Source organism: Agrobacterium tumefaciens, from assembly GCF_005221385.1.
Taxonomy (GTDB): domain Bacteria; phylum Pseudomonadota; class Alphaproteobacteria; order Rhizobiales; family Rhizobiaceae; genus Agrobacterium; species Agrobacterium tomkonis.
The window spans coordinates 819,042-843,331 of the sequence record NZ_CP039903.1 but is presented as its reverse complement, the minus strand read 5'-3'; the positions used below and the strand labels follow the sequence as shown (position 1 = coordinate 843,331).

At 59.1% G+C, this 24,290-nt stretch carries 24 protein-coding genes; 13 read left to right on the top strand and 11 right to left on the bottom strand.

All coding sequences use genetic code 11. From position 1 onward, the window contains the following. Positions 1 to 3 precede the first annotated feature (3 nt). Positions 4 to 867: a 23S rRNA (adenine(2030)-N(6))-methyltransferase RlmJ gene (locus CFBP6623_RS04255; RefSeq protein WP_052820368.1), complete on the top strand. Its 864-nt coding sequence runs from the start codon at positions 4 to 6 to the stop codon at positions 865 to 867. A 3-nt stretch (positions 868 to 870) separates the two neighbouring features. Here CFBP6623_RS04255 and CFBP6623_RS04250 read toward each other — a convergent pair whose 3' ends face one another. Continuing rightward, on the bottom strand, positions 871 to 1,818 hold the full coding sequence (locus tag CFBP6623_RS04250) for a lysylphosphatidylglycerol synthase domain-containing protein (protein WP_046798838.1): 948 nt from the start codon (positions 1,816 to 1,818) through the stop codon (positions 871 to 873). A 197-nt stretch (positions 1,819 to 2,015) separates the two neighbouring features. Between CFBP6623_RS04250 and CFBP6623_RS04245 the strand changes: the two genes are divergently transcribed. Further along, the gene (locus tag CFBP6623_RS04245; protein WP_052820367.1) at positions 2,016 to 2,774 is read left to right on the top strand and encodes a ribonuclease T2 family protein; all 759 of its coding nucleotides are present in this window, start codon (positions 2,016 to 2,018) and stop codon (positions 2,772 to 2,774) included. Between the two features lie 21 nt (positions 2,775 to 2,795). Then, positions 2,796 to 3,392 (top strand): glutathione S-transferase, encoded by a 597-nt coding sequence (locus tag CFBP6623_RS04240; RefSeq protein ID WP_046798836.1) that lies wholly within the window; start codon positions 2,796 to 2,798, stop codon positions 3,390 to 3,392. Positions 3,393 to 3,502: 110 nt separating this feature from the next. Here CFBP6623_RS04240 and CFBP6623_RS04235 read toward each other — a convergent pair whose 3' ends face one another. Further along, positions 3,503 to 4,159: an outer membrane protein gene (locus CFBP6623_RS04235; RefSeq protein WP_046798835.1), complete on the bottom strand. Its 657-nt coding sequence runs from the start codon at positions 4,157 to 4,159 to the stop codon at positions 3,503 to 3,505. Between the two features lie 350 nt (positions 4,160 to 4,509). Between CFBP6623_RS04235 and CFBP6623_RS04230 the strand changes: the two genes are divergently transcribed. From CFBP6623_RS04230 to CFBP6623_RS04210, 5 genes are all read left to right on the top strand, one after another. Further along, entirely contained in the window at positions 4,510 to 5,298 is a 789-nt protein-coding gene (locus tag CFBP6623_RS04230) for an SDR family oxidoreductase (RefSeq protein WP_052820366.1), read from the top strand. Continuing rightward, complete coding sequence (gene uvrC, locus CFBP6623_RS04225) at positions 5,295 to 7,340, top strand: excinuclease ABC subunit UvrC (protein WP_167379155.1); 2,046 nt, start codon at positions 5,295 to 5,297, stop codon at positions 7,338 to 7,340. The genes CFBP6623_RS04230 and uvrC overlap by 4 nt, the downstream gene beginning before the upstream one ends. 103 nt (positions 7,341 to 7,443) lie before the next feature. Beyond that, complete coding sequence (gene pgsA / locus CFBP6623_RS04220) at positions 7,444 to 8,031, top strand: CDP-diacylglycerol--glycerol-3-phosphate 3-phosphatidyltransferase (RefSeq protein ID WP_046798832.1); 588 nt, start codon at positions 7,444 to 7,446, stop codon at positions 8,029 to 8,031. Further along, on the top strand, positions 8,031 to 8,285 hold the full coding sequence (moaD, locus tag CFBP6623_RS04215) for a molybdopterin converting factor subunit 1 (protein ID WP_046798831.1): 255 nt from the start codon (positions 8,031 to 8,033) through the stop codon (positions 8,283 to 8,285). Before pgsA ends, moaD begins: the two co-directional genes overlap by 1 nt. A gap of 16 nt (positions 8,286 to 8,301) precedes the next feature. Continuing rightward, positions 8,302 to 8,757: a molybdenum cofactor biosynthesis protein MoaE gene (locus CFBP6623_RS04210; protein ID WP_046798970.1), complete on the top strand. Its 456-nt coding sequence runs from the start codon at positions 8,302 to 8,304 to the stop codon at positions 8,755 to 8,757. A gap of 61 nt (positions 8,758 to 8,818) precedes the next feature. On the opposite strand, the gene CFBP6623_RS04205 is transcribed toward CFBP6623_RS04210, so the two are convergent. Further along, the gene (locus CFBP6623_RS04205; RefSeq protein WP_046798830.1) at positions 8,819 to 9,715 is read right to left on the bottom strand and encodes a branched-chain amino acid ABC transporter permease; all 897 of its coding nucleotides are present in this window, start codon (positions 9,713 to 9,715) and stop codon (positions 8,819 to 8,821) included. 61 nt (positions 9,716 to 9,776) lie between these two features. Here CFBP6623_RS04205 and CFBP6623_RS04200 point away from each other — a divergent pair, with 61 nt between their 5' ends. Further along, positions 9,777 to 10,328: a CGNR zinc finger domain-containing protein gene (locus CFBP6623_RS04200; RefSeq protein WP_046798829.1), complete on the top strand. Its 552-nt coding sequence runs from the start codon at positions 9,777 to 9,779 to the stop codon at positions 10,326 to 10,328. Next, the gene (locus CFBP6623_RS04195) at positions 10,325 to 10,837 is read left to right on the top strand and encodes a hypothetical protein (RefSeq protein ID WP_046798828.1); all 513 of its coding nucleotides are present in this window, start codon (positions 10,325 to 10,327) and stop codon (positions 10,835 to 10,837) included. The genes CFBP6623_RS04200 and CFBP6623_RS04195 overlap by 4 nt, the downstream gene beginning before the upstream one ends. A 99-nt stretch (positions 10,838 to 10,936) precedes the next feature. Here CFBP6623_RS04195 and ndk read toward each other — a convergent pair whose 3' ends face one another. Then, positions 10,937 to 11,359, bottom strand: a complete 423-nt coding sequence (gene ndk, locus CFBP6623_RS04190; protein WP_003502118.1) for a nucleoside-diphosphate kinase — start codon at positions 11,357 to 11,359, stop codon at positions 10,937 to 10,939. Between the two features lie 103 nt (positions 11,360 to 11,462). Continuing rightward, on the bottom strand, positions 11,463 to 12,158 hold the full coding sequence (locus CFBP6623_RS04185; protein WP_052820359.1) for a glutathione S-transferase family protein: 696 nt from the start codon (positions 12,156 to 12,158) through the stop codon (positions 11,463 to 11,465). Between the two features lie 247 nt (positions 12,159 to 12,405). Here CFBP6623_RS04185 and CFBP6623_RS04180 point away from each other — a divergent pair, with 247 nt between their 5' ends. Together CFBP6623_RS04180 and abc-f are read left to right on the top strand one after the other, a co-directional pair. After that, entirely contained in the window at positions 12,406 to 13,452 is a 1,047-nt protein-coding gene (locus CFBP6623_RS04180) for a GGDEF domain-containing protein (RefSeq protein ID WP_046798969.1), read from the top strand. A 173-nt stretch (positions 13,453 to 13,625) separates the two neighbouring features. Continuing rightward, positions 13,626 to 15,509, top strand: a complete 1,884-nt coding sequence (gene abc-f, locus CFBP6623_RS04175) for a ribosomal protection-like ABC-F family protein (RefSeq protein WP_046798968.1) — start codon at positions 13,626 to 13,628, stop codon at positions 15,507 to 15,509. Positions 15,510 to 15,574: 65 nt separating this feature from the next. Here the strand turns inward: abc-f and CFBP6623_RS04170 are convergent, their stop codons facing one another. The 5 genes from CFBP6623_RS04170 to CFBP6623_RS04150 all read right to left on the bottom strand — a co-directional run bounded on the left by CFBP6623_RS04170 (position 15,575) and on the right by CFBP6623_RS04150 (position 21,753). Further along, on the bottom strand, positions 15,575 to 16,057 hold the full coding sequence (locus CFBP6623_RS04170; RefSeq protein ID WP_046798826.1) for a GlcG/HbpS family heme-binding protein: 483 nt from the start codon (positions 16,055 to 16,057) through the stop codon (positions 15,575 to 15,577). Between the two features lie 89 nt (positions 16,058 to 16,146). After that, the gene (locus CFBP6623_RS04165; protein ID WP_046798825.1) at positions 16,147 to 16,755 is read right to left on the bottom strand and encodes a response regulator transcription factor; all 609 of its coding nucleotides are present in this window, start codon (positions 16,753 to 16,755) and stop codon (positions 16,147 to 16,149) included. Further along, on the bottom strand, positions 16,752 to 18,416 hold the full coding sequence (locus CFBP6623_RS04160) for a sensor histidine kinase (RefSeq protein ID WP_162248995.1): 1,665 nt from the start codon (positions 18,414 to 18,416) through the stop codon (positions 16,752 to 16,754). The genes CFBP6623_RS04165 and CFBP6623_RS04160 overlap by 4 nt, the downstream gene beginning before the upstream one ends. A 163-nt stretch (positions 18,417 to 18,579) precedes the next feature. Further along, complete coding sequence (locus tag CFBP6623_RS04155; RefSeq protein ID WP_046798824.1) at positions 18,580 to 20,517, bottom strand: EAL domain-containing protein; 1,938 nt, start codon at positions 20,515 to 20,517, stop codon at positions 18,580 to 18,582. A 108-nt stretch (positions 20,518 to 20,625) separates the two neighbouring features. Continuing rightward, positions 20,626 to 21,753 carry a GGDEF domain-containing protein gene (locus CFBP6623_RS04150; protein ID WP_225339969.1) on the bottom strand — a complete coding sequence of 376 codons (1,128 nt, stop codon included), beginning with the start codon at positions 21,751 to 21,753 and terminating at the stop codon, positions 20,626 to 20,628. Between the two features lie 393 nt (positions 21,754 to 22,146). Between CFBP6623_RS04150 and CFBP6623_RS04145 the strand changes: the two genes are divergently transcribed. Further along, positions 22,147 to 23,073 carry a Gfo/Idh/MocA family protein gene (locus tag CFBP6623_RS04145; RefSeq protein ID WP_046798822.1) on the top strand — a complete coding sequence of 309 codons (927 nt, stop codon included), beginning with the start codon at positions 22,147 to 22,149 and terminating at the stop codon, positions 23,071 to 23,073. A 31-nt stretch (positions 23,074 to 23,104) separates the two neighbouring features. Here the strand turns inward: CFBP6623_RS04145 and CFBP6623_RS04140 are convergent, their stop codons facing one another. Then, on the bottom strand, positions 23,105 to 24,133 hold the full coding sequence (locus CFBP6623_RS04140; RefSeq protein ID WP_046798821.1) for a sensor domain-containing diguanylate cyclase: 1,029 nt from the start codon (positions 24,131 to 24,133) through the stop codon (positions 23,105 to 23,107). Positions 24,134 to 24,290: the final 157 nt, after the last annotated feature.

Genomic DNA, 24,290 nt, shown 5'->3' with positions numbered 1-24,290 from the left:
TCCATGAACTACCGCCACATCTATCACGCCGGCAATTTCGCGGATGTTCTCAAACACGCGGTTCTCGCCCGCCTCGTGCGCTACCTGCAGAACAAGGACAAGGCGTTTCGGGTGCTGGACACCCATGCCGGCATAGGGCTTTACGATCTTACCTCGGAAGAGGCGCAGAAGACCGGCGAATGGCAGACCGGCATCGGCAAGCTGGTGGAAGCCGACCTGCCTGCCCCCATTGCCGAACTGCTGGAACCCTATCTCACCGCCGTGAAGGAACTCAATCCGGAGGGCGGCATTCAATTTTATCCCGGCTCGCCGAAACTCGCGCGCATGCTGTTTCGTCCGCAGGACCGGCTTTCGGCAATGGAACTGCACCCGGATGATGCACGTGCCCTGTCGCGCCTGTTCGAGGGCGACTATCAGGCGCGCGTCACCGAGCTGGATGGCTGGCTATCGCTCGGCGCACATCTTCCGCCTAAGGAAAAGCGAGGCCTCATCCTCGTCGACCCGCCATTCGAGCTTGAAAACGAATATCAGCGACTGGCCGATGGCCTCAACAAAGCCTATCGGCGTTTTTCCACCGGCACCTATTGCCTGTGGTATCCGCTGAAAAAAGGCGCGCCGATCAAGGATTTCCATGAAAGGCTGCAATCCTTCGACATTCCGAAAATGCTGTGCGCCGAGCTTTCCGTGAAAAGCGACCGGCTGGAGGGCCTGAGCGGTTCCGGCCTCATCATCGTCAACCCGCCCTATACGCTGAAGGATGAGCTGCACACGCTCCTGCCCTTCCTGAAAACGGTGATGGCGCAGGACCGCTACGCCTCTCACCGCGCCTTCTGGCTGCGTGGCGAGGAAAAGCCGGAGGAGGACTGAGGGTTACCTCAGCCCTTCCCGCTTCTGCGCCTGCGCAAGCTGTGATCGCTCGAAAAACAGGATCACGAACAGCGCCATGATGAACGGGATGATGAGGTAGAACAGCCGGAAAACCAGCAGCGCCGCGATCACGTCTGCCGGGTTCATATCCGGCAGACCGGTGACGAAGACCAGTTCCAGCACGCCAAGCCCGCCCGGCGCATGGGAAATCAGCGCCGCCGAAAAGGAAATCAGGAAGATCCCGAGGATAATCATGAAACCTGGATTTCCGGCCTCCGGCAGGGCGAAATAGATGATCCCCGCGGCCCCGATCAGCTCGATCGGACCGATGACCAGCTGTTGCGCCACCAGTTTCGGTGCCGGATAGGGCAGGAAAAACGAGCGGATTTTCAGCGGTTTCAACTTCAGGAGACTGCCAAGCACGTAAAGGCCGACGATAACAAGCAGCAGGATGCCTGTTGTTGTGGAGGCCTCAACGGGAAGAATGCCGGTGAAGCGTTCGGTGATGTCAGGCTCGTAAAGCAGCACCATGCCGATGAGCATGATGGTTCCGATGATGAAGGTGAAGGAGCAAAGGCCAACGAGAACGCCGACCTCGGCAGCGCTCAAGCCCTTGGACGTGTAGGCGCGGTAGCGCACCACGGCGCCGGAAAACACCGAGGCGCCGACATTGTGGGAAAGCGCATAGGTGGTGAAGGAGGTGAGCGTGATGAAGAGCCAGTTCACCTTGCGACCGAGATGCTGGAGCGCAATGCGGTCGTAGCCGGCAAGCGCGGCATAGGCCAGCAGCGTGGCCATGCCGGAGCACACCCAGTCTCGCACACGGATGGCCATGAAGCTTTCCCAGAGATCATCGAGCGAAAGACCGCGCAGCTCATGATAAAGCAGCCAGGCTGAAAACCCGATCGTCGCCAGACCAACGACAGGCCAGATATATTTCTTAAATCTCATGCGGTCATGCCGCCTAATTCCTCCAGCTTCACCCCAGCCCCCTTCCATCTTTCGCGGAAGATTCGCCGGAGTCTATTCGTTATGCGGCGAAGCTTTCAACCTTTTTGCCCGTTTGCCTCGTTCACAAATTTATGTAAGACCGATTTGTCGCCAGCAGGCGATATGAGGTCTTCCATTTTCCGGAGAGCGTGCACGGAATGAAGCGTTATGCCGGTTTCATCGCCTTCGGTCTTCTGTCGCTTGCGGCCCTTTGGTTCTCGCAGGAAAAACCCGCCTCAAACAATTCCTCGAATGGCTGGACCATGTATCCCCCGTCGCAACCCGCCGGGCACTCCCAGCCCGAAACTTCCCGGCGTGACACGGTCACCAACCCTGCCCCTCGCGGCACGGGTTTTGATTTTTACGTGCTGTCATTATCCTGGTCGCCGGCATTCTGCGCCAGTTCGGAAGGTTCCGGCAATCGCCAGCAATGCGGCAGCGACAGGCGTTACGGCTTCGTCGTGCATGGGCTCTGGCCGCAAAATGAAAACGGCTATCCCGAATTCTGCAAAAGCGGCGAACCGGACCGTGTGCCTGACGCCATCGGCCGTACCATGTTCGACATCATGCCCTCCATGGGGCTGATCGGCCACCAGTGGCGCAAACACGGCTCCTGTTCCGGCCTGTCGCAGAAAGATTATTTTTCAGTGACGCGGGCGGCCTTTGAAGCCGTGACGCTGCCGGGCAAGATCGCCTCGGGCGCGCAAGCCGCCACCCTTTCCGCCGACGCCATCGAAACCGCCTTCACCGACGCCAATCCCGGCCTGTCGAAACGCGGCATCTCGATCAGCTGTGATGGAAAGCGCCTGGAAGAGGTACGGATCTGCCTCAACAGGGACATGACATTCCGCGACTGCCCCGAGCTTGACCGCAAAGGCTGCCGCGCCGGCTCCACCGAAATCATCCCGATACGCTAATCAACCCCATAGGACCCAACCATGGAACTGCTTTATTCGCCCGCATCCCCCTATTCCGCCAAGGTGCGCATGGCCGCCCGCCATCTCGGCATCGAGATTACCGATGTGCGCGTCGACGCCAGCGCCGAGCCCGCCACGCTGATGGAGAATAATCCGCTCGGCAAAATCCCGGTCCTGCTGCTGGATGACGGCGGCTCGGTTTATGATAGCGTGGCGATCATGCATTATCTCAACCGTCTTTCCGGCGGCAAGCTGTACCCGAAAAAGGACGGCAAGCGCACGGAAGCGGAAATTCTGGAAGCGCTTTGCGACGGCATCATGGATTGCCTGTTGGCCATCGTTTACGAGCGCCGGTTTCGCCCGGAAGACAAGCTCCATCAGCCGTGGATCGACAAGCAGTGGAAAAAAGTGGTCCGGGGCCTCGATCATCTCAACGCGAACCTGCCCAAGACCGGCAAGAAGCTGCATGGCGGCCATTTCGCCCTGGCAGCGATGATCGGTTATCTCGACTTGCGTTTTGCCGGTGAATGGGCCGAAGGACGCGATGCGCTGTCACAATGGCCGGAGACTTTCGGCAAGCGCTTCGAAGCCTATGCGGAAATGAAGGCAGCCGCCTGAGGCGAAGCGGAATGGTGCCCGGCCCACGTCGCCGGGCGCTCCCGACAGGCCAGAAAAACAAAAAAGCCGGGGTTTGCGCCCCGGCTTTTCCTTTACCGATCCGTGAAGGATCAGAACTTGACGCCGATACCGGCCTTGACGGAGTGATCGTCGAAACCGCGCGAGAATGCGCCTGAGTCGAGACCGTAGTCCTTCTTCTGGTAGTCGCTGTAGCGATATTCCAGACGGGCGGTGATGTTGTCGGTCACCATGGCTTCAACACCGGCACCAACGGTATAACCGAGGGCGGTAGCGCTGTCCTTGGAGGTCGCGTCACGCACCTTGTTGTCGGAGACAGCAAGACCGGCCGTACCATAGAGCAGGAACGGGTTCATGTCGTAACCAACGCGGCCACGCAGCGAGCCGTTGACGCCCTGCTTGCCTTCGATGGCATTGCCGGCAACCGTACCGGCGGAGCCCTTCTCGTCGCCCAGGTTCACGTCTGCTTCAGCACCGTAAACGATCTGGCCGCTCTGCATGTTGTAACCACCGTAGAGGCCGCCGCCGAAGCCCTTGGCATCACGGCCGTCATTGCTGGAGCTGAAACGGCCCCAGTCATAGTTGACCGTACCACCGAGGTAAGCGCCGGACCAATCCTTGACCGGTGCGGGCTGGTCGTAGGACACCGGTGCCTGCGGCACTTCGTTTACGGCGTCAGCGGCGTAAGCAGCCGAAAAGCCGGCAGCTGCCATGGTCGAAGCCATAAGGGTTGCTACGAAAATACGCATGCTATTCTCCTTTCAGGACCGCTCTGCACTCAAAACATTGTTTTCAGACGCGGTGTAAAAATCGTCGGGTTAATCGCCCCTCTGGAAACTGAACTTGATGGGAGAATGCGGAGATCAAAGAGCCAAAATGTGAATTGTTTGGGGCAGAGACGTGACTAGAATTAGACGTTGCCTAATTGCCACAAGGGTTTTATTAACCCTAACAGAAGCCTAATCATCAATAGATCGGCTTTAAACTTAGTTATATTTAAATTAAATCAAAATTGCATTGTGAATAAAAAATCGCCCAATTCTTTTAGGGCTGACGGACAGCTTGCGATTTGCATTTATATCCAGCACATAGGGCGTGTATGAGCAAATGCAGGTCCGCCGTGAAAGAAGATATACAAAAGACAGTCTTGATAACCGGAGCCGCCCGAAGGCTTGGGCGGGCGATCGCCACCGATATGGCCGCCCATGGCTTTGCGATTGCCGTTCATGCCAATGAATCGATGGCGCAGGCGGAGGAATTCGCTAACGAAATAAGGCAAAATGGTGGCAAAGCCGTTGCCGTTCAGGCGGATTTGACACAATCTGCGCCAACCATGGCGCTTGTCGAACAGGCCTCTTCCGCCCTCGGTCCCATCGGCGTCGTGGTCAACAATGCCTCGGTTTTTCTGGACGACAGCGCGGATAAACCCGATCCGGCGATCTTTGATACGCATTTTTCCGTGCATGTGCGGGCACCGTCCCTCATCGCCGCTGCCTTTGTCGAGCAATTGCCTGTCGATAAATCCGGTCTGATCGTCAATATCATCGATCAGCGCGTGCTGGCGCTCACACCACGTTTCTATTCCTATACGCTTTCGAAATCCGCCCTCTGGACTGCGACACGAACGATGGCGCAGAGCTTTGCGCCGCGTGTGCGGGTGAACGCGATCGGGCCGGGTCCCTCCTTCAAAAGCGAAAGACAGGCGCCCGAGGACTTTCAGGCGCAGATCGACGGCCTTATATTAAAGCGTGGTCCTGAACCCGACGAGTTCGGGCGGACGATTCGCTTTCTTTATGATACGCCGTCGGTCACCGGACAAATGATCGCGCTCGACGGCGGCCAGCACCTTGGCTGGGAAACCCCTGACGTGGCGGAGATACCTGAATGAACGGAAAGAAGCTGCCTGATGGCGGTATTCTCTTCGATGAAACCGACGACGAAGACGACGATGCAAGCCTTGCCGCGACAGAAGCGGCGGAGGCTGCGCGCGACGCCGTGGGCATGGACTGGAATGCGGGCTGGAAGAACGAATCCGGCCTGAAGGGCATGGACCTCATCGGCGAATTCGTCAAACACCTGCCCAACTCGCCGGGCGTCTATCGCATGTTCAACGAGGCCGGTGACGTTCTTTACGTCGGCAAGGCGCGCTCGCTGAAGAAGCGTGTGGGCAACTATGCCCAGGGCCGCGTGCATTCCAACCGCATCGCCCAGATGGTGCGTTTCACCGCCCATATGGAGTTCGTCACCACCCGCACGGAGACAGAGGCGCTTCTGCTCGAAGCCAACCTCATCAAGCGCTTGCGGCCGCGCTTTAATGTGCTTTTGCGTGACGACAAATCGTTTCCCTATATTCTCATCACCGCCGACAATCGCGCCCCGGCGATCTTCAAGCACCGGGGTGCGCGGGCGCGCAAGGGCGATTATTTCGGACCCTTTGCGTCGGCCGGCGCCGTGGGGCGCACAATCAATTCGCTGCAGCGCGCCTTTCTGATCCGCACCTGCACCGACAGCGTTTTCGAGACCCGCACGCGTCCCTGTCTTCTCTACCAGATCAAGCGCTGTTCCGGCCCCTGCACGCATGAGATCAGCGATCAGGGGTATGCGGAACTCGTCAAGGAAGCCAAGGATTTCCTGTCCGGCAAGAGCCAGAGCGTCAAGACCGCCATTGCGCGGCAGATGAACGAGGCGGCCGAGGATCTCGATTTCGAGCGCGCCGCCGTCTATCGCGACCGGCTGGCGGCGCTTTCACATGTCCAGAGCCACCAGGGCATCAATCCGGCCGGCATTGAGGAAGCGGATGTCTTCGCCATTCATCACGAAGGCGGCATTTCCTGCATTCAGGTGTTCTTTTTCCGCACCGGCCAGAACTGGGGCAACCGCGCCTATTTCCCCAAGGCCGACCCCTCCCTGCCCGGCTCGGAAATCCTCAACGCGTTCCTTGCGCAGTTTTACGACGACAAGCCGGTGCCGAAACAGATCCTGCTTTCCGAAACCGTGGAGGAGCAGGAGTTGCTGGCCGCAGCACTCGGCGAAAAAGCCGGCCACAAGGTCACGATCAGCGTGCCGCAGCGCGGCGAGAAGAAGGACATTACCGACCATGTTCTTGCCAATGCCCGCGAGGCGCATGGCCGCAAGCTGGCGGAAACCTCTTCGCAGGCACGGCTGCTGAAAGGTTTCGCAGAAACCTTCAGCCTTCCCTATGTGCCACGCCGCATCGAGATCTACGATAACTCACACATCATGGGCACCAATGCCGTGGGCGGCATGGTGGTGGCGGGACCGGAAGGTTTCTTGAAGAACCAGTATCGCAAGTTCAACATCAAATCGACCGACATCACCCCGGGTGACGACTTCGGCATGATGCGCGAGGTGATGACCCGCCGTTTCTCACGCCTGCTGAAGGAAGAAGGAAAGCCCGACCGCGAGCGGACCCCAACACCGGAGGAAGCCGCCGACATGCCCTTCCCCACCTGGCCGGACGTGATCCTGATCGATGGCGGCCAGGGACAGATGACAGCGGTGCGCGCCATCCTCGATGAACTCGACATTCGTGACTGTGTGACCGCCATCGGCGTTGCCAAGGGTGTGGACCGCGATGCCGGCCGCGAACGCTTTTTCGCGGATGGACGCAGCGATTTTTCCCTGCCGCCGCGCGATCCCGTGCTCTATTTCATCCAGCGCATGCGCGATGAAGCCCACCGTTTCGCCATCGGCTCACACCGGGCGCGGCGCAAGAAGGAAATGATACGCAATCCGCTCGATGAAATCTCGGGCATTGGTCCCGGTCGCAAGCGCTCCCTGCTGCAGCATTTCGGCACGGCGAAGGCGGTTTCGCGCGCCGGCCTCAATGATCTGATGGCCGTCACCGGCATTTCCGAGGCGGTGGCGCGGCAAATCTACAATCACTTCCACGAGAGCGGCGGCGATTGATACCGCACCGTTGTGGCGAACTGCTAAAAAAACATAATCACATGTTGACCCTATGCGTCAGGGGCGGCATCAAGACAGCTGATCTTTGACTGACAGGTTTCCCATGGCTTCGCGCGCATACAGCATCCCCAATCTTCTGACCTATGGCCGCATCCTCGCGGTTCCTGTCATCGTTTTGTGCTTCTTCATCGAAGGCAAGCTGGAAAGCTCAGATTTTGCGCGCTGGACGGCGCTCTGGCTGTTCATTATCGCCTCGCTGACCGATTTCCTCGATGGTTATCTGGCCCGCATCTGGAACCAGACTTCCAATATCGGCCGGATGCTCGACCCGATCGCTGACAAGCTGCTGGTCGCCTCCGTCCTGCTCCTGATGGCTGCGGACGGCACCATTGCCGGATGGTCATTGTGGGCCGCCATCACCATTCTCTGCCGTGAGATTCTGGTGTCTGGCCTGCGTGAATATCTGGCGGCGTTGAAGGTCAGCGTTCCCGTTACGCGCATCGCCAAGTGGAAGACGACGATCCAGATGGTCGCCATCGCCTTCCTGCTGGCCGGCCCGGCGGGCGACAAGGTCCTGCCCTATACGACCGAGATGGGCATTACGCTTCTCTGGCTTGCGGCTGCGCTCACCATGTATACCGGTTATGATTACTTCAAGGCCGGTCTCAAGCACATCGTGGACGAAGACTGATGACACGGATCGTTTATTTCGCCTGGGTGCGCGAGAAGATCGGCGCCGATGAGGAGGAGCTGGACATCCCCTCCTCCGTCACCACGGCCGGTGAGCTGATCGCCTGGCTCACAACCCGTGGCGAAAATTACGAGGCGGCTTTCGAATTTCCGGATGTGATCCGCGTTGCCGTCAATCAGGAACATGTTGAGCATGACGAAAGCATCGTCGGCGCGCGCGAGATCGGTCTCTTTCCGCCAATGACCGGGGGATGAGCGGATGCAGAAAGCCGTGCAGCCGACGATCCGCGTACAGGCCGGGGATTTCGACGCCACTGAGGAAACCCGCCGGCTGACGCAAAGCGACAAAAGTATCGGGGCGGTCGTCGCCTTCACCGGGCTCTGCCGCGACGATGGCGGCGCGCTTGTGGCGCTGGAGCTTGAACATTATCCCGGCATGGCAGAAGCGGAAATCACCCGCATCGCCAAACTCGCCATCGAACGTTTCGGCCTTCTTGGTCTCACCGCCATCCACCGTCACGGCAAGATTGCCGCCGGCGAGAATATCGTTCTCGTCATCGCCGCCTCCAGCCACCGGCAGGCGGCCTTCGACGGCGCAAATTTCGTGATGGACTATCTGAAGACCTCCGCCCCGTTCTGGAAGAAGGAACATGGCAAGGATGGAGCGGCGCGGGACTGGGTATCAGCCAAGACGACCGACGATGCGGCGAAGGACAGGTGGCGGTAATCCATCGCCTTTTCCGATGTTTCCGAACGGAGAACCGGAGTCCGCTTTTCCCGGAAATGCCTCAAGGCGCTTCCACCCTGCTGCGCATGACGATCAGCCAGCCGACCAGAAGCGCCAGTACCGCCGCATCGCGCCAGACAATTGGGCCATAACCGGCCCATAGAGTTTCCGCAAATCCCACCGCAGCGGCCCCCAGGCCGCAGATAAGCGGGCTGGCATAACCACCCGCCGCCGAAATCAGCACGATCTTCAGGCCGAAGACGAGACCGGCACCAAAATCCATGGTGCCGTAATAAAAGGTGGCCAGCACCCCGGCAATGGCGGCAACAAGTCCTGCCGCGCAATAGGACAGCAGGAACACCCGGCCCGCATTGACACCGCAGAACGATGCCGCAAGCGGATCATCCGAAACGGCCTTCCATCGTCTGCCAAAAGCGGAACGGCCGAGATAAACGGACCCTGAGAGGACGAGCAGTCCAAACGCCGCCGTGTTCAGCATCTGCATCGGCGTCAGGGTCACGGCAAAGCCGCCATCGCTCCAAAAGCCCACCGGTTGCGACAAAAGCGGCGGCAGCCATAATTGCCGGGTGCCGGCGGCGAGCCTTGCACTTTCGGTAAGCGCAATCAGCACGCCGATGGAGGCGACGGTCACCGCGTTGGGAGAGGCTTTCGCCAGCGGCCGCATCACCGCCCTGCCGACGAAACCCGCAGCCCACAACCCGCCGAACAGGCCTGCCCCCGCCCCAAGCGCCAGTGTGGCCGGCAGAACCAGCCATAGCCGGTTCCAGCCGAAATCGGCAAATAACAGGCAGGTCTGGCCGGCGAAGGCGAATATGGCGCCATAGGTGACATCGGCACGTTTGGTGACCGAAAAGGCGATGGCATAACCGAAGGCCAGAACCGCATAGAGGGCCGCAACCGGCACGGCATTCAGCAATTGTTGCAGGAAATAAGCCATGCGCATCCTCCCAGCATTATTATAACTGTTAAAATGCGCTTTGACAGTTATAATATGCGGCATGACCTTTCGCTGGACAGCTCATCGTTTCGCAGGCGGCGCATTGGCGCTTGATGTCGCCAATAGTGTGATCCTGCGCTCAGACGCCGCAAAATCGGTTGACCGTTTTGCTGCGCCCGAACAGATCGCCACTTTTGCCGAGGCATCGACACGGCTTGGCGCGGAGCGCGACAGGTTTCCTGCGCTCAACGCACCCGAAGCGGAGCAACGGCCAATCCTTCTCAAGCTTCGAGAGGCGATCGACGATTGTTTTCGCTCTTCGATCATGGGTGCCGGCGATGATGACGCCAGGTTGGCGGACCTTCTTTTCGCCTGCGGCACGGCCTTGCGCGCCTTTCCGGCGACCGAAAATCTCGGCAACGCCACTGCCCACTCCGCCCTGTCGCTGCTTGCGGCAGAGACACGGGAACGATTGCGGATCTGCGGCAATTGCGGCTGGCTGTTCATCGATCGCAGCAAGAACAGAAGCAGGATCTGGTGCGACATGACTGTCTGCGGCAACCGGCAGAAAGCCAGCCGGCATTACCACCGGACAAAGGAGGCGCGCGCATGAACAGGATCGCCCTTCCATTGCTGGTGGTTGTGGCCACGCTCGGTCTCTGCGGCTGCCAGCGCGACGAACCGCGCGAGGTCGCCAAGATTTCAGGCCGGATGTTCGTCTTCAACTATCGCGTGGCTATTGCTACCTATCTGGTGACCCTGCAGCGCGTTGCACCCATTGCCGACGGCAGCACGGTGGAGGCCTCATTCGAAAATCCCCGAGGTGGTCCTGACCTGACGACGAGCGACAGGATTTTTCCAGCAGACGAAAAGATCACCGTTCAAAGCCCGCCGATCGAATGCGTGAAGCAGGATCGGCCCTATAAAGTCACCATCCGTATCAAGGGGCCGGAGGGCGATATTCTGCAGACGATCGAGACCACGATCCACTCCGACACGGACCAGTCGCTTCTCCCCGCCAAACCGCTGGTGGTCGGGCCGCTCTACACGCCCAATCCGGAGGTGTTCAAACCTGATGGTACGACGGATATGCGGCCGGTTCAGGGGTGTCCTGCATCTTGAACAAAAAAAAACGGAGCCTTTCGGCTCCGTTTCATCGAGTCTTTTCAGCGGCTTCATGCACTCGCCTGAGAGGGCGATTCAAGCCGTTGATATTTTGAATCAGCCGACGATTTCGGTTTCGGCGAACCAGTAGGCGATTTCCTGTGCGGCGGTTTCCGGAGCATCGGAACCGTGAACGGAGTTTTCGCCGATGGAGAGCGCGAAGGACTTGCGGATGGTGCCTTCAGCAGCCTGGGCCGGGTTGGTGGCGCCCATGATTTCGCGGTTCTTGAGGATGGCGTTTTCGCCTTCCAGAACCTGAACGATGGTCGGGCCGGAGGTCATACCTTCAACGAGTTCGCCGAAGAAAGGACGCTCTTTGTGAACGGCGTAGAAGCCTTCAGCTTCGCGCTTGCTCATCCAGACGCGCTTGGAGGCGACGATGCGCAGGCCGTTGTCTTCAAATACCTTGGTGATCGCGCCCGTCAGGTTACGCTTGGTTGCGTCCGGCTTGATCATCGAAAATGTGCGTTCAATCGCCATGTGTCCGTTTCCTTTTCCTATATAGAAAGTGGGCGGTCTTTACCCGCCCAAAGGCCCGAAAACAAGGGGGATAGACCATATTGCGATAATGGCGCGAGACATTTCACGCCGCTGTCACACTGCGGCCTCTTGCATCATAGAGATCAAGGCAGCCTTCGAACCAGTCCCGCACCGGGTCATTATCGGAAAACAGATCGGCGCCGGTGGTGATCCTTGCCCATTGCAGGGCGCCGAACACGATGTAATCGGCAAAAAGCGGCGACGTGCCGCCGATAAACGGCTGGAAGCTCAACATGCGGCGGATCGGCGCGAGCAACGCCGGAAAGGCCGCGATTTCCGCTTCGCGGTTCGCCGCTACATCCTCAAGCGGGCGGCCGAGCGCTTTCGTCCTGCTGTCACGGAAATAACGGCGATCCGGCTCATCCAGCATATTGTGGATATCCAGCAGGGCGATACGGGTAATAGCCGGGTGAAGCACCGTCTGTGACCAGCTTTCAACGAAGCGGGCCATTGCCTTGCCGCCCTCCCCGTCAAACAACGACGGCCGCTCGGGATAGGCGTCATCCAGATAAAGCGCGATTTCGAAACTGTCGCTCACCAGCTGCTCGCCGTCGCGCAGGATCGGCACCGTCCTCGAAAAACCGTCCTCAACCGTCGGTATGACAGTGAAGGGCAAGGGGCGCTCCTCGAAATCCAGTCCCTTATGCGCCAACGACAGCACGGTTTTCCAGCAATGGGGAGAAAACGGCCGGGAAATGTCGCTTCCACACAGCGAGTACAAGGTTCTGGAGTTTGTCATGGGCAGCACCCTTTTTGGCTATATCGATGCAGCGATATAAGAACGGCAATGGCCTGAAATCAAATCAGCATTAATCATGTTATCGATCAAAAGCCATAAGCACCCCGCCGGACGGGAATTCTGGCATCAAGGTGACGAAAACAGCCCGCGAATTTAGTCTATTTTAAACCGTCGCGTGTAGGAATAGCCGCATTCGGAAACTGAATATTTCGATGAATTCACAAATACTATCTTTTTGGGGCTGACGGTGACGACATCTGCTGGCGATAAAAAACGCGAACAGTCAAAAAACGGTCTTGTCGTTACCAAGATCACGCAGTTCATCGCCAGGATGAATATTGCTCCGCTGCCGCGCAATTACGAATTGATCTATGAAATATTGTCGGGGCACAACCCGGCCATGGGGCGCGATATATTGGCCCTTGGCAACGCGCCGCAGCAGCATGAAATCGATATTATCGGCCAGAGACACAATCTACCCGGCTTTTCGAAGATCGAGGCCGAGGAGATGGCCAACGAGGCCTTTGAAACGCTGAATCAGATTTCAGCGCGGCTGGAAGCCGGCGTGCAGCGCGCCGAAACATTCATCGCCAGCCTTGCCGAGGAAAATCATCAGGAGCCGCCGGCAACCGAGCGGCTCGCTCGATTGATGGGCGACATTCATGAGGAACAGACGAGCCTGCGGCACTTCATCGCCATGGGGCTGATGAAGATCCGCGAGGTTGAAAAACGCCGGGCCGAACTGCAGGCGAGTTCCGTGCGGGACGCATTGACGGCGCTTCCCAACCGCGCGGCTTTCCTCGAAAAGCTCGCAGACCTTTTCGCCGGCGATCAGGCGGCGTCCGCCACCTCGCTGATGCTGCTCAACATTGACCGCTTCCGCGAAATCAATGGCAAATATGGCGCCAGCGCCGGCAACAAGGCGCTGCGGCGGTTTGCGGCGCTCTTCCGCAAGACCATCAAGAAGGACGATTTCGTTGCCCGCATCGGCGGCAATGAGTTCGCCTTTCTGTTTGCCAACGTCTCGCAAAATACCGCCGAGGCGATTGCCGAAAGGCTGCGGCAAAGTGTGGAGGCGCTGCGCTTCGTGACCAGCGAAGGAGAAGGCGAACATCTGACGGTTTCGATCGGCGTCGCGGCGGTGGATGGCACCGCCACGCCCGCCGAATTTTTCAGCCATGCCGAACTTGCATTGCTTTCGGCACGCTGCGGCACGCGCAACTGCGTTGTCGGCTACTCCCGGGACCTGGCCCAGCACAGCCGCAGCAGCTATCTGGCTCAGCTCGGCTGTTAGAGCATTTCCCGTAAAAATGCATCGCGGTCTTGCGCCCGAAAAACGCGCAAAACCAAAGATTGCACGCAGGCCCAACAATTCCGCCTAAACCGACGCGCTTCAAACGCCCATATATGATCCGATGTGGCGCGGGCGCTCTTGCCTTGGCCACGCAGTTCGGCCAAAACGGCGCCATGATTACGATTACCGACCTTTCCGCCCGCATCGCCGGGCGCCTGCTTCTCGACCATGCCAGCGTGGCGCTGCCCGCCGGCGTGAAGGTGGGTCTCGTTGGCCGCAACGGCGCCGGCAAATCCACCCTGTTCAAGGTGATTACCGGCGATTTTTCGGCCGAAAGCGGTTCGGTCAGCATTCCCAAACAGGCGCGCATCGGCCAGGTGGCGCAGGAAGCGCCGGGAACGGAAGAATCACTGATTTCAATCGTGCTTTCCGCCGACAAGGAACGCAGCGCCCTTGTGGCGGAGGCGGAAACCGCGACTGATCCGCACCGGATCGCCGAAATCCAGATGCGGCTCGTTGATATCGATGCGCATTCAGCCGAAGCCCGCGCGTCCAGCATTCTTGCCGGTCTCGGCTTTAACCACGAGGCGCAGCTTCGCCCCGCCTCCTCCTTCTCCGGCGGCTGGCGTATGCGCGTGGCGCTCGCCTCCGTGCTGTTTGCCGAGCCAGACCTTTTGCTGCTTGACGAGCCGACCAACTATCTTGACCTCGAAGGCACGCTGTGGCTGGAGGAATATATTCGCCGCTATCCGCATACCGTCATCATCATCAGCCACGATCGCGACCTTCTGAACAATGCCGTCAATTCCATCGTGCATCTGGACCAGAAGAAGTTGACCTTCTATCGCGGCGGTTACGACCAGTTCGAGCGGCAGAAGGCCGAACACGACGAATTGCAGATGAAGGCCAAGGTCAAAAGCGACGCTGCGCGCAAACATCTGCAAAGCTTCATCGACCGCTTCCGCGCCAAGGCCACCAAGGCGCGGCAGGCCCAGAGCCGCATCAAGGCGCTGGAGCGCATGGGCACCGTTGCCGCCGTGATTGAGGACCATGTTCAGCCAATCACCTTCCCCGAGCCGGAAAAGCAGCCCGCCTCACCCATCGTCGCCATCAATGGCGGTGCCGTGGGGTACGAGCCGGGCAAATCGATCCTGAAGCAGCTCAATCTGCGCATCGACAATGATGATCGCATTGCGCTGCTCGGCTCCAACGGCAATGGCAAATCCACCTTCGCGAAATTCATTTCCGGCCGGCTTGCCCCGCAGGCTGGCGATCTTCGCACCGCTCCCGGCCTGAAGATCGGTTTCTTCGCGCAACACCAGCTGGATGACCTCGTGCCGGACGAAACGCCGGTCGAACATGTGCGCAAGCTGATGCCGCTGGCGCCTGAAGCGCAGGTGCGCTCACGCGTGGCGCAGATGGGCCTTGCAACGGAAAAGATGGCGACGGCGGCAAAGGATCTATCCGGTGGCGAGAAGGCCCGGCTGCTGATGGGGCTTGCCGCCTTCCATGCACCGAACCTGCTCATTCTCGACGAACCGACAAACCATCTCGACATCGACAGCCGCCGGGCATTGATCGAGGCGCTGAATGATTATAACGGCGCGGTCATCCTCATCTCGCACGACCGGCATCTCATTGAAGCGACGGTGGACCGGCTGTGGCTGGTTGCCGACGGCACCGTCAAAACCTTTGAAGGCGACATGGAGGAATATCGCGACATCGTCGTCTCCTCCGGCAAGAAAAAGGAAGACAGGACCGAGGCCGCTCCCGATCAGGCGTCGAAGGCAGATCAACGCAAGGCGAATGCGGAAAAGCGCGCCCAGCTCGCGCCGCTAAAGAAAAAGATCAACGAAATCGAATCCCTGACGGCGAAGCTTGAGAAAATGATTCAGGCGCTCGACACGGAACTGGCAGACCCCGCGCTTTACGAAAAGGCGCCCGCCAAGGCCGCACAGAAGGTCAAGGAACGTGGCGAGGCCGCTGCCAAGCTTTCCGACGCCGAAGAGCAATGGCTGATGCTTTCCGGCGAATATGAAGAAGCAATGGCGGGATGATGTGCGACAGCGCGGGCCGAATTCCGGCGGCTTTCCCATAAGCCGCCGGATTTATCTGACGCTGCTTACTTGGCGCCGATGGCGTTGAGGCCTTCACGGGCGCATTCTGCATCAATGGCGCCCGAGGGCGCGCCGCCGACGCCGATGCCGCCGACCAGGGCATCACCGATCTTGATCGGCAGGCCGCCTGCCTGGATGACCATGCGCTCGTCCATATTGCGCAAACCATCATTGGCCGGCTTGGAGGCGATGAAATCCGCGATCTCGCCAATATCGCGCCCGAGCGATGCGGCGGCGAAAGCCTTGCCGGTTGCGCTGGAGACCGTATGCGGGCCGGAATTATCCGCCTTCAATACCGTCTTGGTGGCGCCGTCGCGGGTGACTATGGCAACGGTGACGGCATTGCCCTTTGCGACACAGGCCTGCAGTGCAGCCTTGGCTGCCTTCTCGGCCATTTCAAGCGGCAGATAAGGAGCGGTCGGCAGCGTCTGGGCTAATGCGGCAGCAGGAGCGAGCAGAACGGAAGCGATGAGAAGATTGCGGATCATGAAAAGGTCCTCTTGGCTGATGAGGACTTCAACCTAGGCAAATGAAGCAAGGCTGCGAATCCGTAAGGCTTGCCGGCCGGTCGGTAGTTCTACCGATCTTCGCCGGCTTCCAGCCACAGCCTCGTCATTTCCGCCTGCGAGGTCGTGCCAAGCTTGAGCCCGATGGCGGCGCGATGACTGTCGACCGTGCGCGGTGACAGGCCAAGCCCATCGGCGATCTGGCGGGTGGTGAAACCGAGTGCGATGCGTTCCAGTATCTCGCGCTCACGCGCGGTCAGAAGCGACAGAAGCGCCACCGTTTCCGCCTGCAATGCCCGTGCATCCAGCGTGCGGGCAAGTGTGCGGTGCGCCTTCTGTATCGCGTCGATGAGATCCTGTTCATCCACAGGCTTCGACAAAAAATCCACGGCGCCGTTGCGGAAGGCGCGGCGGCAGGCTTCAATATTTCCGTGGCCAGAAATGATGATGACCGGCCAGTCGATGCCTTCCTCCACAAGCTTTTCCTGAAGCTTCAGGCCGGTAATGGCCGGCATTCGGATGTCGAAGATCAGGCATCCCGGCTCCAGACCCGGCAAATGGCTGAGGAAAACCGTCGGATCAGCAAAACCCTTTGCCTTGATGCTGACCGTGGACAAAAGCAATATCAGTGCTTTGCGCACGGCATCATCATCATCAACCAGATAGACGGGCAGCGTCATGTTTTCGTTGCCTCCATCGTGACTGGCAGGACGACGCGGAACAAGGCGCCGTTTTCCTGCTCGACTGAGAGTATTTCGCCGCCGGCGCGCTCCACCAGCCGCTGGCTGAGCGCGAGACCAAGTCCCATGCCGTTGTTTTTGGTGGTTGCGAAGGGGGTAAAAAGCCGGTCGCGCAATTGCGGTTCCACGCCGGGGCCGTTATCGGCGACTTCGAACAGGGCAAGACTGCCCTCGCGGGTGAGCGTCGCAGTGATTACACCTTTCCCCCCGGCATCGGCCAGCGCATCAAGGGCATTACGCAGCAGATTGAACATCACCTGCTCCATCTCCACCGGATCAACCCGAACCAGAAGCGGCACCTCTGGTTGCCGGATATCTATGACGACATGTTGGCGCGCCGCCTCACCGGTCAGAAGCGCATCGACATTACGCAGCGCGACGCGAAGGTCATGCGCCGTGGCCGGATGGCGATGCGGCAGCGACCAGTTGCGGAAACGGTCGAGCATGTTGGCGGCGCATCGCGCCTGCTCGATCATATCGTCCAGCGCACCGGAAAGCGTTGCGACATCCTGACGGACGAGAAGCCGTCGCCCGGCCTGCGCCTGCGCCAGGATTGCCGTCAAGGGCTGCGTCAGCTCATGAGCAAGGCCGCTCGCCATCTCCCCCAGCGCATTGACCCGCGAGGCATGGGTCAGTCTCGCCTCCATGCCGCTCAGTTCTGCCCGCCTTTCGGCTGCGCGTATACGCGTTCTCTGCCTTGCCATCACGATGCCGAACACAAAAATGATGCTGGCACCGGCCAGCACCGCCAGCAGGGTGCGGCCCGGCAGAAGTTCACGCCAGGTGATGGGAAGCGCCACTTCCAGAAGCAGCGGCTGGCTGGCACTGCTCAGCTGCCGGGCATATTGCGGTTCTACAGGCATTTGCGGCGGGCCGTATAACAGGGTGCCATCCGGCATTTTCAGGCGGATCACCGCCCGTTGCGCCAACCAGAAGGGGGCATCGGATGCCAGCAGCCGTGCCGCATCGACGGCCAGCACCAGCGCCTGCCGTGCCGTCTCGCTGTTGGGGCTGCGCTTGACGATGAGATAATGGCCAGGCCTCAGCGTACTTGCCAGCAATGCGGGCTTGCCCGTAAACACCGATGCCGCGTTGCGGATGTCTGCCGCCAGTTCATTTTCCAGCGGTCTGGTGCCAGCTGCAGGACCACCCTCCATCAACGAGACCAGCTGGACTTCATCGATGCGCGGGTAAAATTGCAGAATGGGTGCGGCGATGGCGAGCAGCAGGCCGTGATCCGATCCCTGTTCCGCCTGCGCCACCGCCGAAAGCGCCGTCACATGCGCATCATGCTGATCCGCCCGGCGCGTAGCCTCAGCCTGCAAGGCGTCGCTCTGCCGCTCCAGTTCGCCAAGCAGGCTGACATATTGATAGGCCGCCAGGGCGGACACGACCGCCACCATCAACAACAGCCAGACGATGATCACCCTGAGAAACGGCCAGGTGGCCGCAGGACGTAGATCACCCGACGGTGGTCTATGGCCGGATACGGCATCGGCGATGGTGCGCAGCGATTGCGTGACGCTGCCCGCGCCTGCCCTCATTGCCTCCGGCGGCGATTTGCCGGAATGCCTGTTCCACGCGTCGTTGTTTTCAAGCATCTGTTCGCTCGCTCGACCGGAAAACACGGCCGGAACATTGGTTCGTCATACAACCACTCAGCACAGACTGGCCAAACATTCAATCCGGCTGAAATAGGCTCCCCTGCCGCTTGCACTGGAATACGCTCATGTCATGCTGCGTCGTAAGCCTTTCGGAAACGCTCTAGGCGCATTCCCTGCGAGGCTGCAAACGATCGAGCGGTACAGCGGGCGAATAGAGATAACCCTGACCGAAACGGATGCCCATCTGCATGAGAAGCCGGCTCTGCTCCTCCGTTTCTATGCCTTCCGTCACCAGCTTGGCGCCGTAACGCTCAGCGCTTTCGAATGCGAGCGCGATGGCGTCCTTGAAGCGGGACTGATTTAGCCTGGAGGTCATCCAGTGGTCGATCTTGACCTCTTCGAAGGGGAACCTCGCAAGCAGAGTGAGCGCGGCATAACCGGTGCCGAAATCATCAAGCGACAGCCGCACGCCTGCTTCGCTCAGCCTGTCGAAATTCTGCTGCACGATGTCGATCGCCGGTACACGGCTCATCTCCGTCACCTCGATCGACAGCCGATGCGCAGGAACCGCCATTTCACCCAGGAACGCCACGACCCGGTCTCCGAAACGCAGGGTCGAAAATGACGAGGCGGAAATATTCACCGCCAGATGAAAATCCGGCTCAAGGTTCCGCAGATTGCTGAGGTCGCGGACGACCGCCTCGATCGTCGACCACTCGAATTCCACCAGCAGACGGTGGCGCTCGGCAATCTCCAGCACGTAATAGGGCGAAAGCGCCTGCCCGCGCACATCGGTCGCCCGCAGAAGCGCCTCGGCGCCGATCATGCGGCGATTGTGCATTTCAAATTTCGGCTGATAACATATGGGCGGCCTGCCGGATTTGATCCAGTTGACCAGCATCTGCCGCACCCCTTCGTCCCGTGTCGCTTTCTCGGCGAAGGAAAAGGGGAAAATCTGCACCGGATTGTCGCTTCCTTTCAGCGCCAGGCTGAGATGCCTGAGAAAGGACGCCACGTTCTGCCGGGAAAGCATGTCCAGGTTGGCCGCGCCGATCTTCAGATGCGGCACCGGCCCCGCCTCCGCGGACCGGCAAAATGCGCTCAGCCCGTCATGGAGATGCATCATCAGTCGGGCGCTTTCAGACTTTTCCAGCGAAACTCCTTCGATGACCACCGCAAGCGTCGTATCGCCGAACATGAAGCTGCGCGGTGCATTGGAGGGCGACAGCAGGCTGTTGTCGCCGTCGCATACTTCCCGCGCCAGTCGCGGCCAGAAAAGATCGGCCCAGTCCTCACCTTCGCAGGCGGCGACATCGGAAATATTGACGATCTCGATCAGAACGAGAGCATGCGGAACGGCCGGCTCGTGCCGCATCGCCGTTTCGATATGGTCCTTGAGGGCGCGCCTGTTGGGCAGGCCCGTCAATGAATCCGTCCGGGCCGCGGTTTCGCGTCTCCTCACCTCTTCCCGCGCCCGCGCTTCGCTGCGCAGCACAACGAACAGGCAGACAATCATCGGCAAACCGACGACTGAGCCGAAGATGCGTCGCCCGAGACCACTGAGATACAACTCCTGATCTATCAGGCTGAGAATATAGAGCACAGACAAGGCGAGCAAAGCCGCGGAAATCCTGACCGCGAATACACCGGTCATCTCCCATATACCGAGTTCAGCAAGACGACGCCTGCGTAACCAGCCATACATCATGATCCCGCAAACCGAGATGATGCTCATATCCAGAAGGGCGGCGCCGAAAAGCGAAGGGCCGCCGAACGCAAGGCGTCCAGCGGAGACGAGCACCAGGCTAATCAACCCGCCTTGCCAAGACCCCAGCACCCCGGCCAGGAAAAGCAGATCGGACCGAATATAGGGTTTGGAAGGCAGCTTGATGAATTCGGACACCAGCAACGTCAAGAGAAACCCGGTCGCACCGAATACGATGCCGTAGTAGATCTTATAACGCGGATCATCGAGGGCTATGTCTCGCCGCAGAAGGATCAGCACGGATACAATGCCGACGACGGCGGCCGCCTGGAGCAGCAGGAATGGAAGCTCGGCGGCAGCGGCCGCCGCCTGAACGGCGATCAATTCCATCATCTGCAAATCCCCGGTTATTATTGGTTCCGCCGCCGGAATTCCGGCGTTCGCCTTTCACAATTCCCGTATCTGCGAGGACAGACTATAACACATAGCCCGCCGCCCGGCCTATATTGCGCCCGCAGTTCGCATCCCGGCAAGATTCTCCGGAGCGGCAATCGCTCCGGACTGCGCGGCGGCCAGCACCAACCTGTCGCGTCCCTGATGCTTCGCCTCGTACAGTGCTTCATCCGCGCGGTTCAGCATGTCCTGTATTGTCTCCAGGCCATCATCGGAAACGGCTATTCCGAGACTGACGGTGACGACAGCCTGTCCGTCCGGGCGATTGGGGTGAGGTATCGCCTCCCCCGACACCGCCGATCTTAGCCTTTCACCAACGGCAAGGGCTGCGGATACGACGCAATTGTCGAGCAGGACCACAAATTCCTCGCCGCCATAACGCGCAACGAAACTTCTGTCACCATCATCCCTGCGCAGGGCGGCGCGCAGCCTGCCGGCAATCGCGCGCAGACAGTCATCACCAGCCACATGCCCTTCTGAATCATTGTAGTTCTTGAAATAATCGACATCGAGGAGAATGAGCGCCCGTGGCCTGCTGGTGCCGGAAATCTCGCGCGCTGCCTGATCAAAACTGCGGCGGTTGCGAATACCCGTCAGTTGATCGGTATTGGAAAGCTGCTGCAGGTCCCGATTGGCGCTTTGAATTTGCTGAAGCAGCAGCTTTTCGCGCAGCGAAGCCAGATAGTCCCGCCTTTCCACCTGCTCGATACGATAGGCCGCAAACAGCGAGACGGCGCTAATTCCGACGGAACACATGATCGCCGGCAGCTTGGCCACTTCGCTCGTCACGGTGACATATTCCATGCCGATAATGAAAACCACCATGCAGCCGACCGTGCCCATGACCGCAAGCGGAAACGGTTGGCGATGGATCGTATTCATATAGAGAATGACGGTGACGACGCCCATGTAATATTCACTGGCCGACGAGGTCCGCGCATTGGCATAGATGAACATGAGCGATGCGACGACCATCATGCAGCCCAGCGCGTGAAGGGCCTCGTGCGCCACCGCATCCGGCCGCATCCCGATCGCATAATACCGTGCCGGAAAATAAAGGAACAGAAGCGGGGTGACGAGAAACAGACGGACCGTCACATCCAGCCAGATGATGTCAGGCACGAGCGTCACATCCACAAGCAGGTAAAGATTGTAGAGCACGACGCCAAAAATCAAGGCATATGTATTGAACTGACGGCTGCTTTCATTGACTCTCTGAAGGAAGCCGGACGAACGGTCATTTCCAAATAAAACCACCATGCACCTGCTGTTGGAAAATTTATTCAAGCGAAATCTAAAATTATTACCGATGTTCACTGAATATACATGAAAAAATTAGACTTTGAACTATCTGAAAATATAAATAACACTTAAAAATCCAAAAAATATTTACATTTCTCAAATACTACATATTCCAGAAATACTAAAACCGAAAAATATGTTATGGAATTACAGTCTAAAAAAAGACGTTCCGCCCGGAAACGATCACCTTGCTCCTTCGAGCGTTTCTGCTAAAAACTTGTAAAAATCACACTTTATCCCATGCAGCACTCAGACGGGTTCCACTTCATGTCAGCCACCAAGCTTGCCATCGTCGGCGTCGGAAAAATCGTTCGCGACCAGCATCTTCCCGCCATTGCAGGCAATCCGGATTTTGAATTGATCTGCACCGCAAGCCGTCACGGCACCGTGGACGGCGTCGCGTCCTATGGCACAATCGAGGCCATGCTGGAGGCTGTGCCTGATATCGATGCCGTGTCGCTGTGCATGCCGCCGCAATATCGTTACGAGGCGGCTTACGCGGCGTTGAATGCCGGCAAGCACGTCTTCCTCGAAAAGCCGCCGGGCGCGACGCTTTCCGAGGTGCAGGATCTCGTCCGCCTTGCGGATTCCAAGGGACTTTCGCTGTTTGCAAGCTGGCATTCGCGTTACGCGCCGGCGGTGGAAGCGGCCAAGGCGTTTCTGGCTTCCACAAATATCGACAGCGTGCATGTGATCTGGAAAGAGGATGTACGCCACTGGCACCCGAACCAGGCATGGATCTGGCAGGCGGGTGGCCTTGGCGTTTTCGACCCCGGCATCAACGCACTTTCCATCATCACCCATATCCTGCCCCGCGCGCTGTTCCTGACCAAGGCCACGCTGGAATTCCCGGAAAACCGCGACGCGCCGATCGCTGCTGACCTGCATTTTTCCGACGTGACGAAAATGCCTTTGCGTGCCGAGTTCGACTGGCGCCAGACCGGCAAGCAGAGCTGGGATATCGTTGCCGAAACGGCCGGCGGACGAATGGTGCTTTCGGAAGGCGGCGCCAAGCTCTCGATCAACGGCGAAGACAAACTCACCGCGCCCGAGCGGGAATATCCAGCGCTTTACGAGCGTTTTGCCGAGATCATCAAGGCGGGCCGCTCAGATGTCGATCTTGCGCCGCTGACGCATGTGGCCGACGCCTTCCTGCTTGGCCGCCACAAGTTCGTGGATTCATTCTACGACTGAGAAGCCGAAAGAATTTCGGACGACAGATGCATCAAAGGGCGCGGCTGACGAAACGGTCGCGCCCTGATTTTTTTGCCTGATACAGCGCCTCATCGACGCTGCGCAACAGCGTGGCGCGATCCGCGCCCGCCTGCGGGGCAATCGCGCCGCCGATGCTGAGACGCGCGCCGACCGCCTGTCCATCGACATCGAAGGTTTCGCGGAAGGCGGCCAGAAGCCGGTCCGCCATCCCATTCATCACCTCAGGGGTGCCGGGATGGGGCATGAAAATGGCAAATTCGTCACCACCCATGCGCACCACCGTATCCCCACTGCGGATCGCGTTGCGGATGCGCGCGGCGGCGACGGTCAGCACCCGGTCACCCGCCGGATGGCCGAACGTATCGTTGATCGTCTTGAAGCCGTCCAGATCGAGATAAAGCACGCCGAAGGTCTCGTTTTCCCGCAGAGCCGCGCCGAGCTGGCTATCGACAATCGCCTCCAGCGCCTTGCGATTATAAAAACCGGTCAGCGGATCGGTCATCGCTGCATCGCGCAATTCGCGCTCGGCAAGGCTCATGGTGAAGTTGGCCTTCTGGAGACGCAGGAGTGCAGCCGCCAGCAGCGCGAAATGCTTCAGATTGTCAATTTCGTTGTGGGAGAATTTTCTCGGCGTCGTATCAACGAGGCAAAAGGCGCCAACGACAAGACCCGGCTCCAGCTCGATCGGCGCGCCGGCATAGGAACGCAATTCCGGACCGCCTTTGACATAGGGCATGAAGCGGAAATCCGGGTGCTGGGTCAGATCGGAAATGACGACCACGTCCTGCCTGGCAATGACGCGGGTGCAGATCGACAGATCGCGCGGGCATTCCGACAGCTGCATTCCGGCCTGTTCGGCGATATGGAGCCAATCCTCATCGAGGATGTGGACAGCCGCACGCGGGACGTCAAAGACGCCCTGCCCCAATCGAGACAAAACTTCCAGTTCCGGCATCTCGGCATTCTTGAAGGACATGATGGACCGCACCGCGACCAGACGCTCCATTTCTCCGTCCGGCCTTGAAATCGCCTGCCCCATGATGATGTCCTTCCGCTGTTTCGGCCGTGCCAACGCCACCCTCAGCAACCCGCCGGGCGGATCAGACGGCCATGCGTTCGATTCGGCCCATCATGCAAAAACCGGCAGGCGACGCCACATGCGAATTTTTGCCGGTCTATTTGTGTGAGAACCCTTC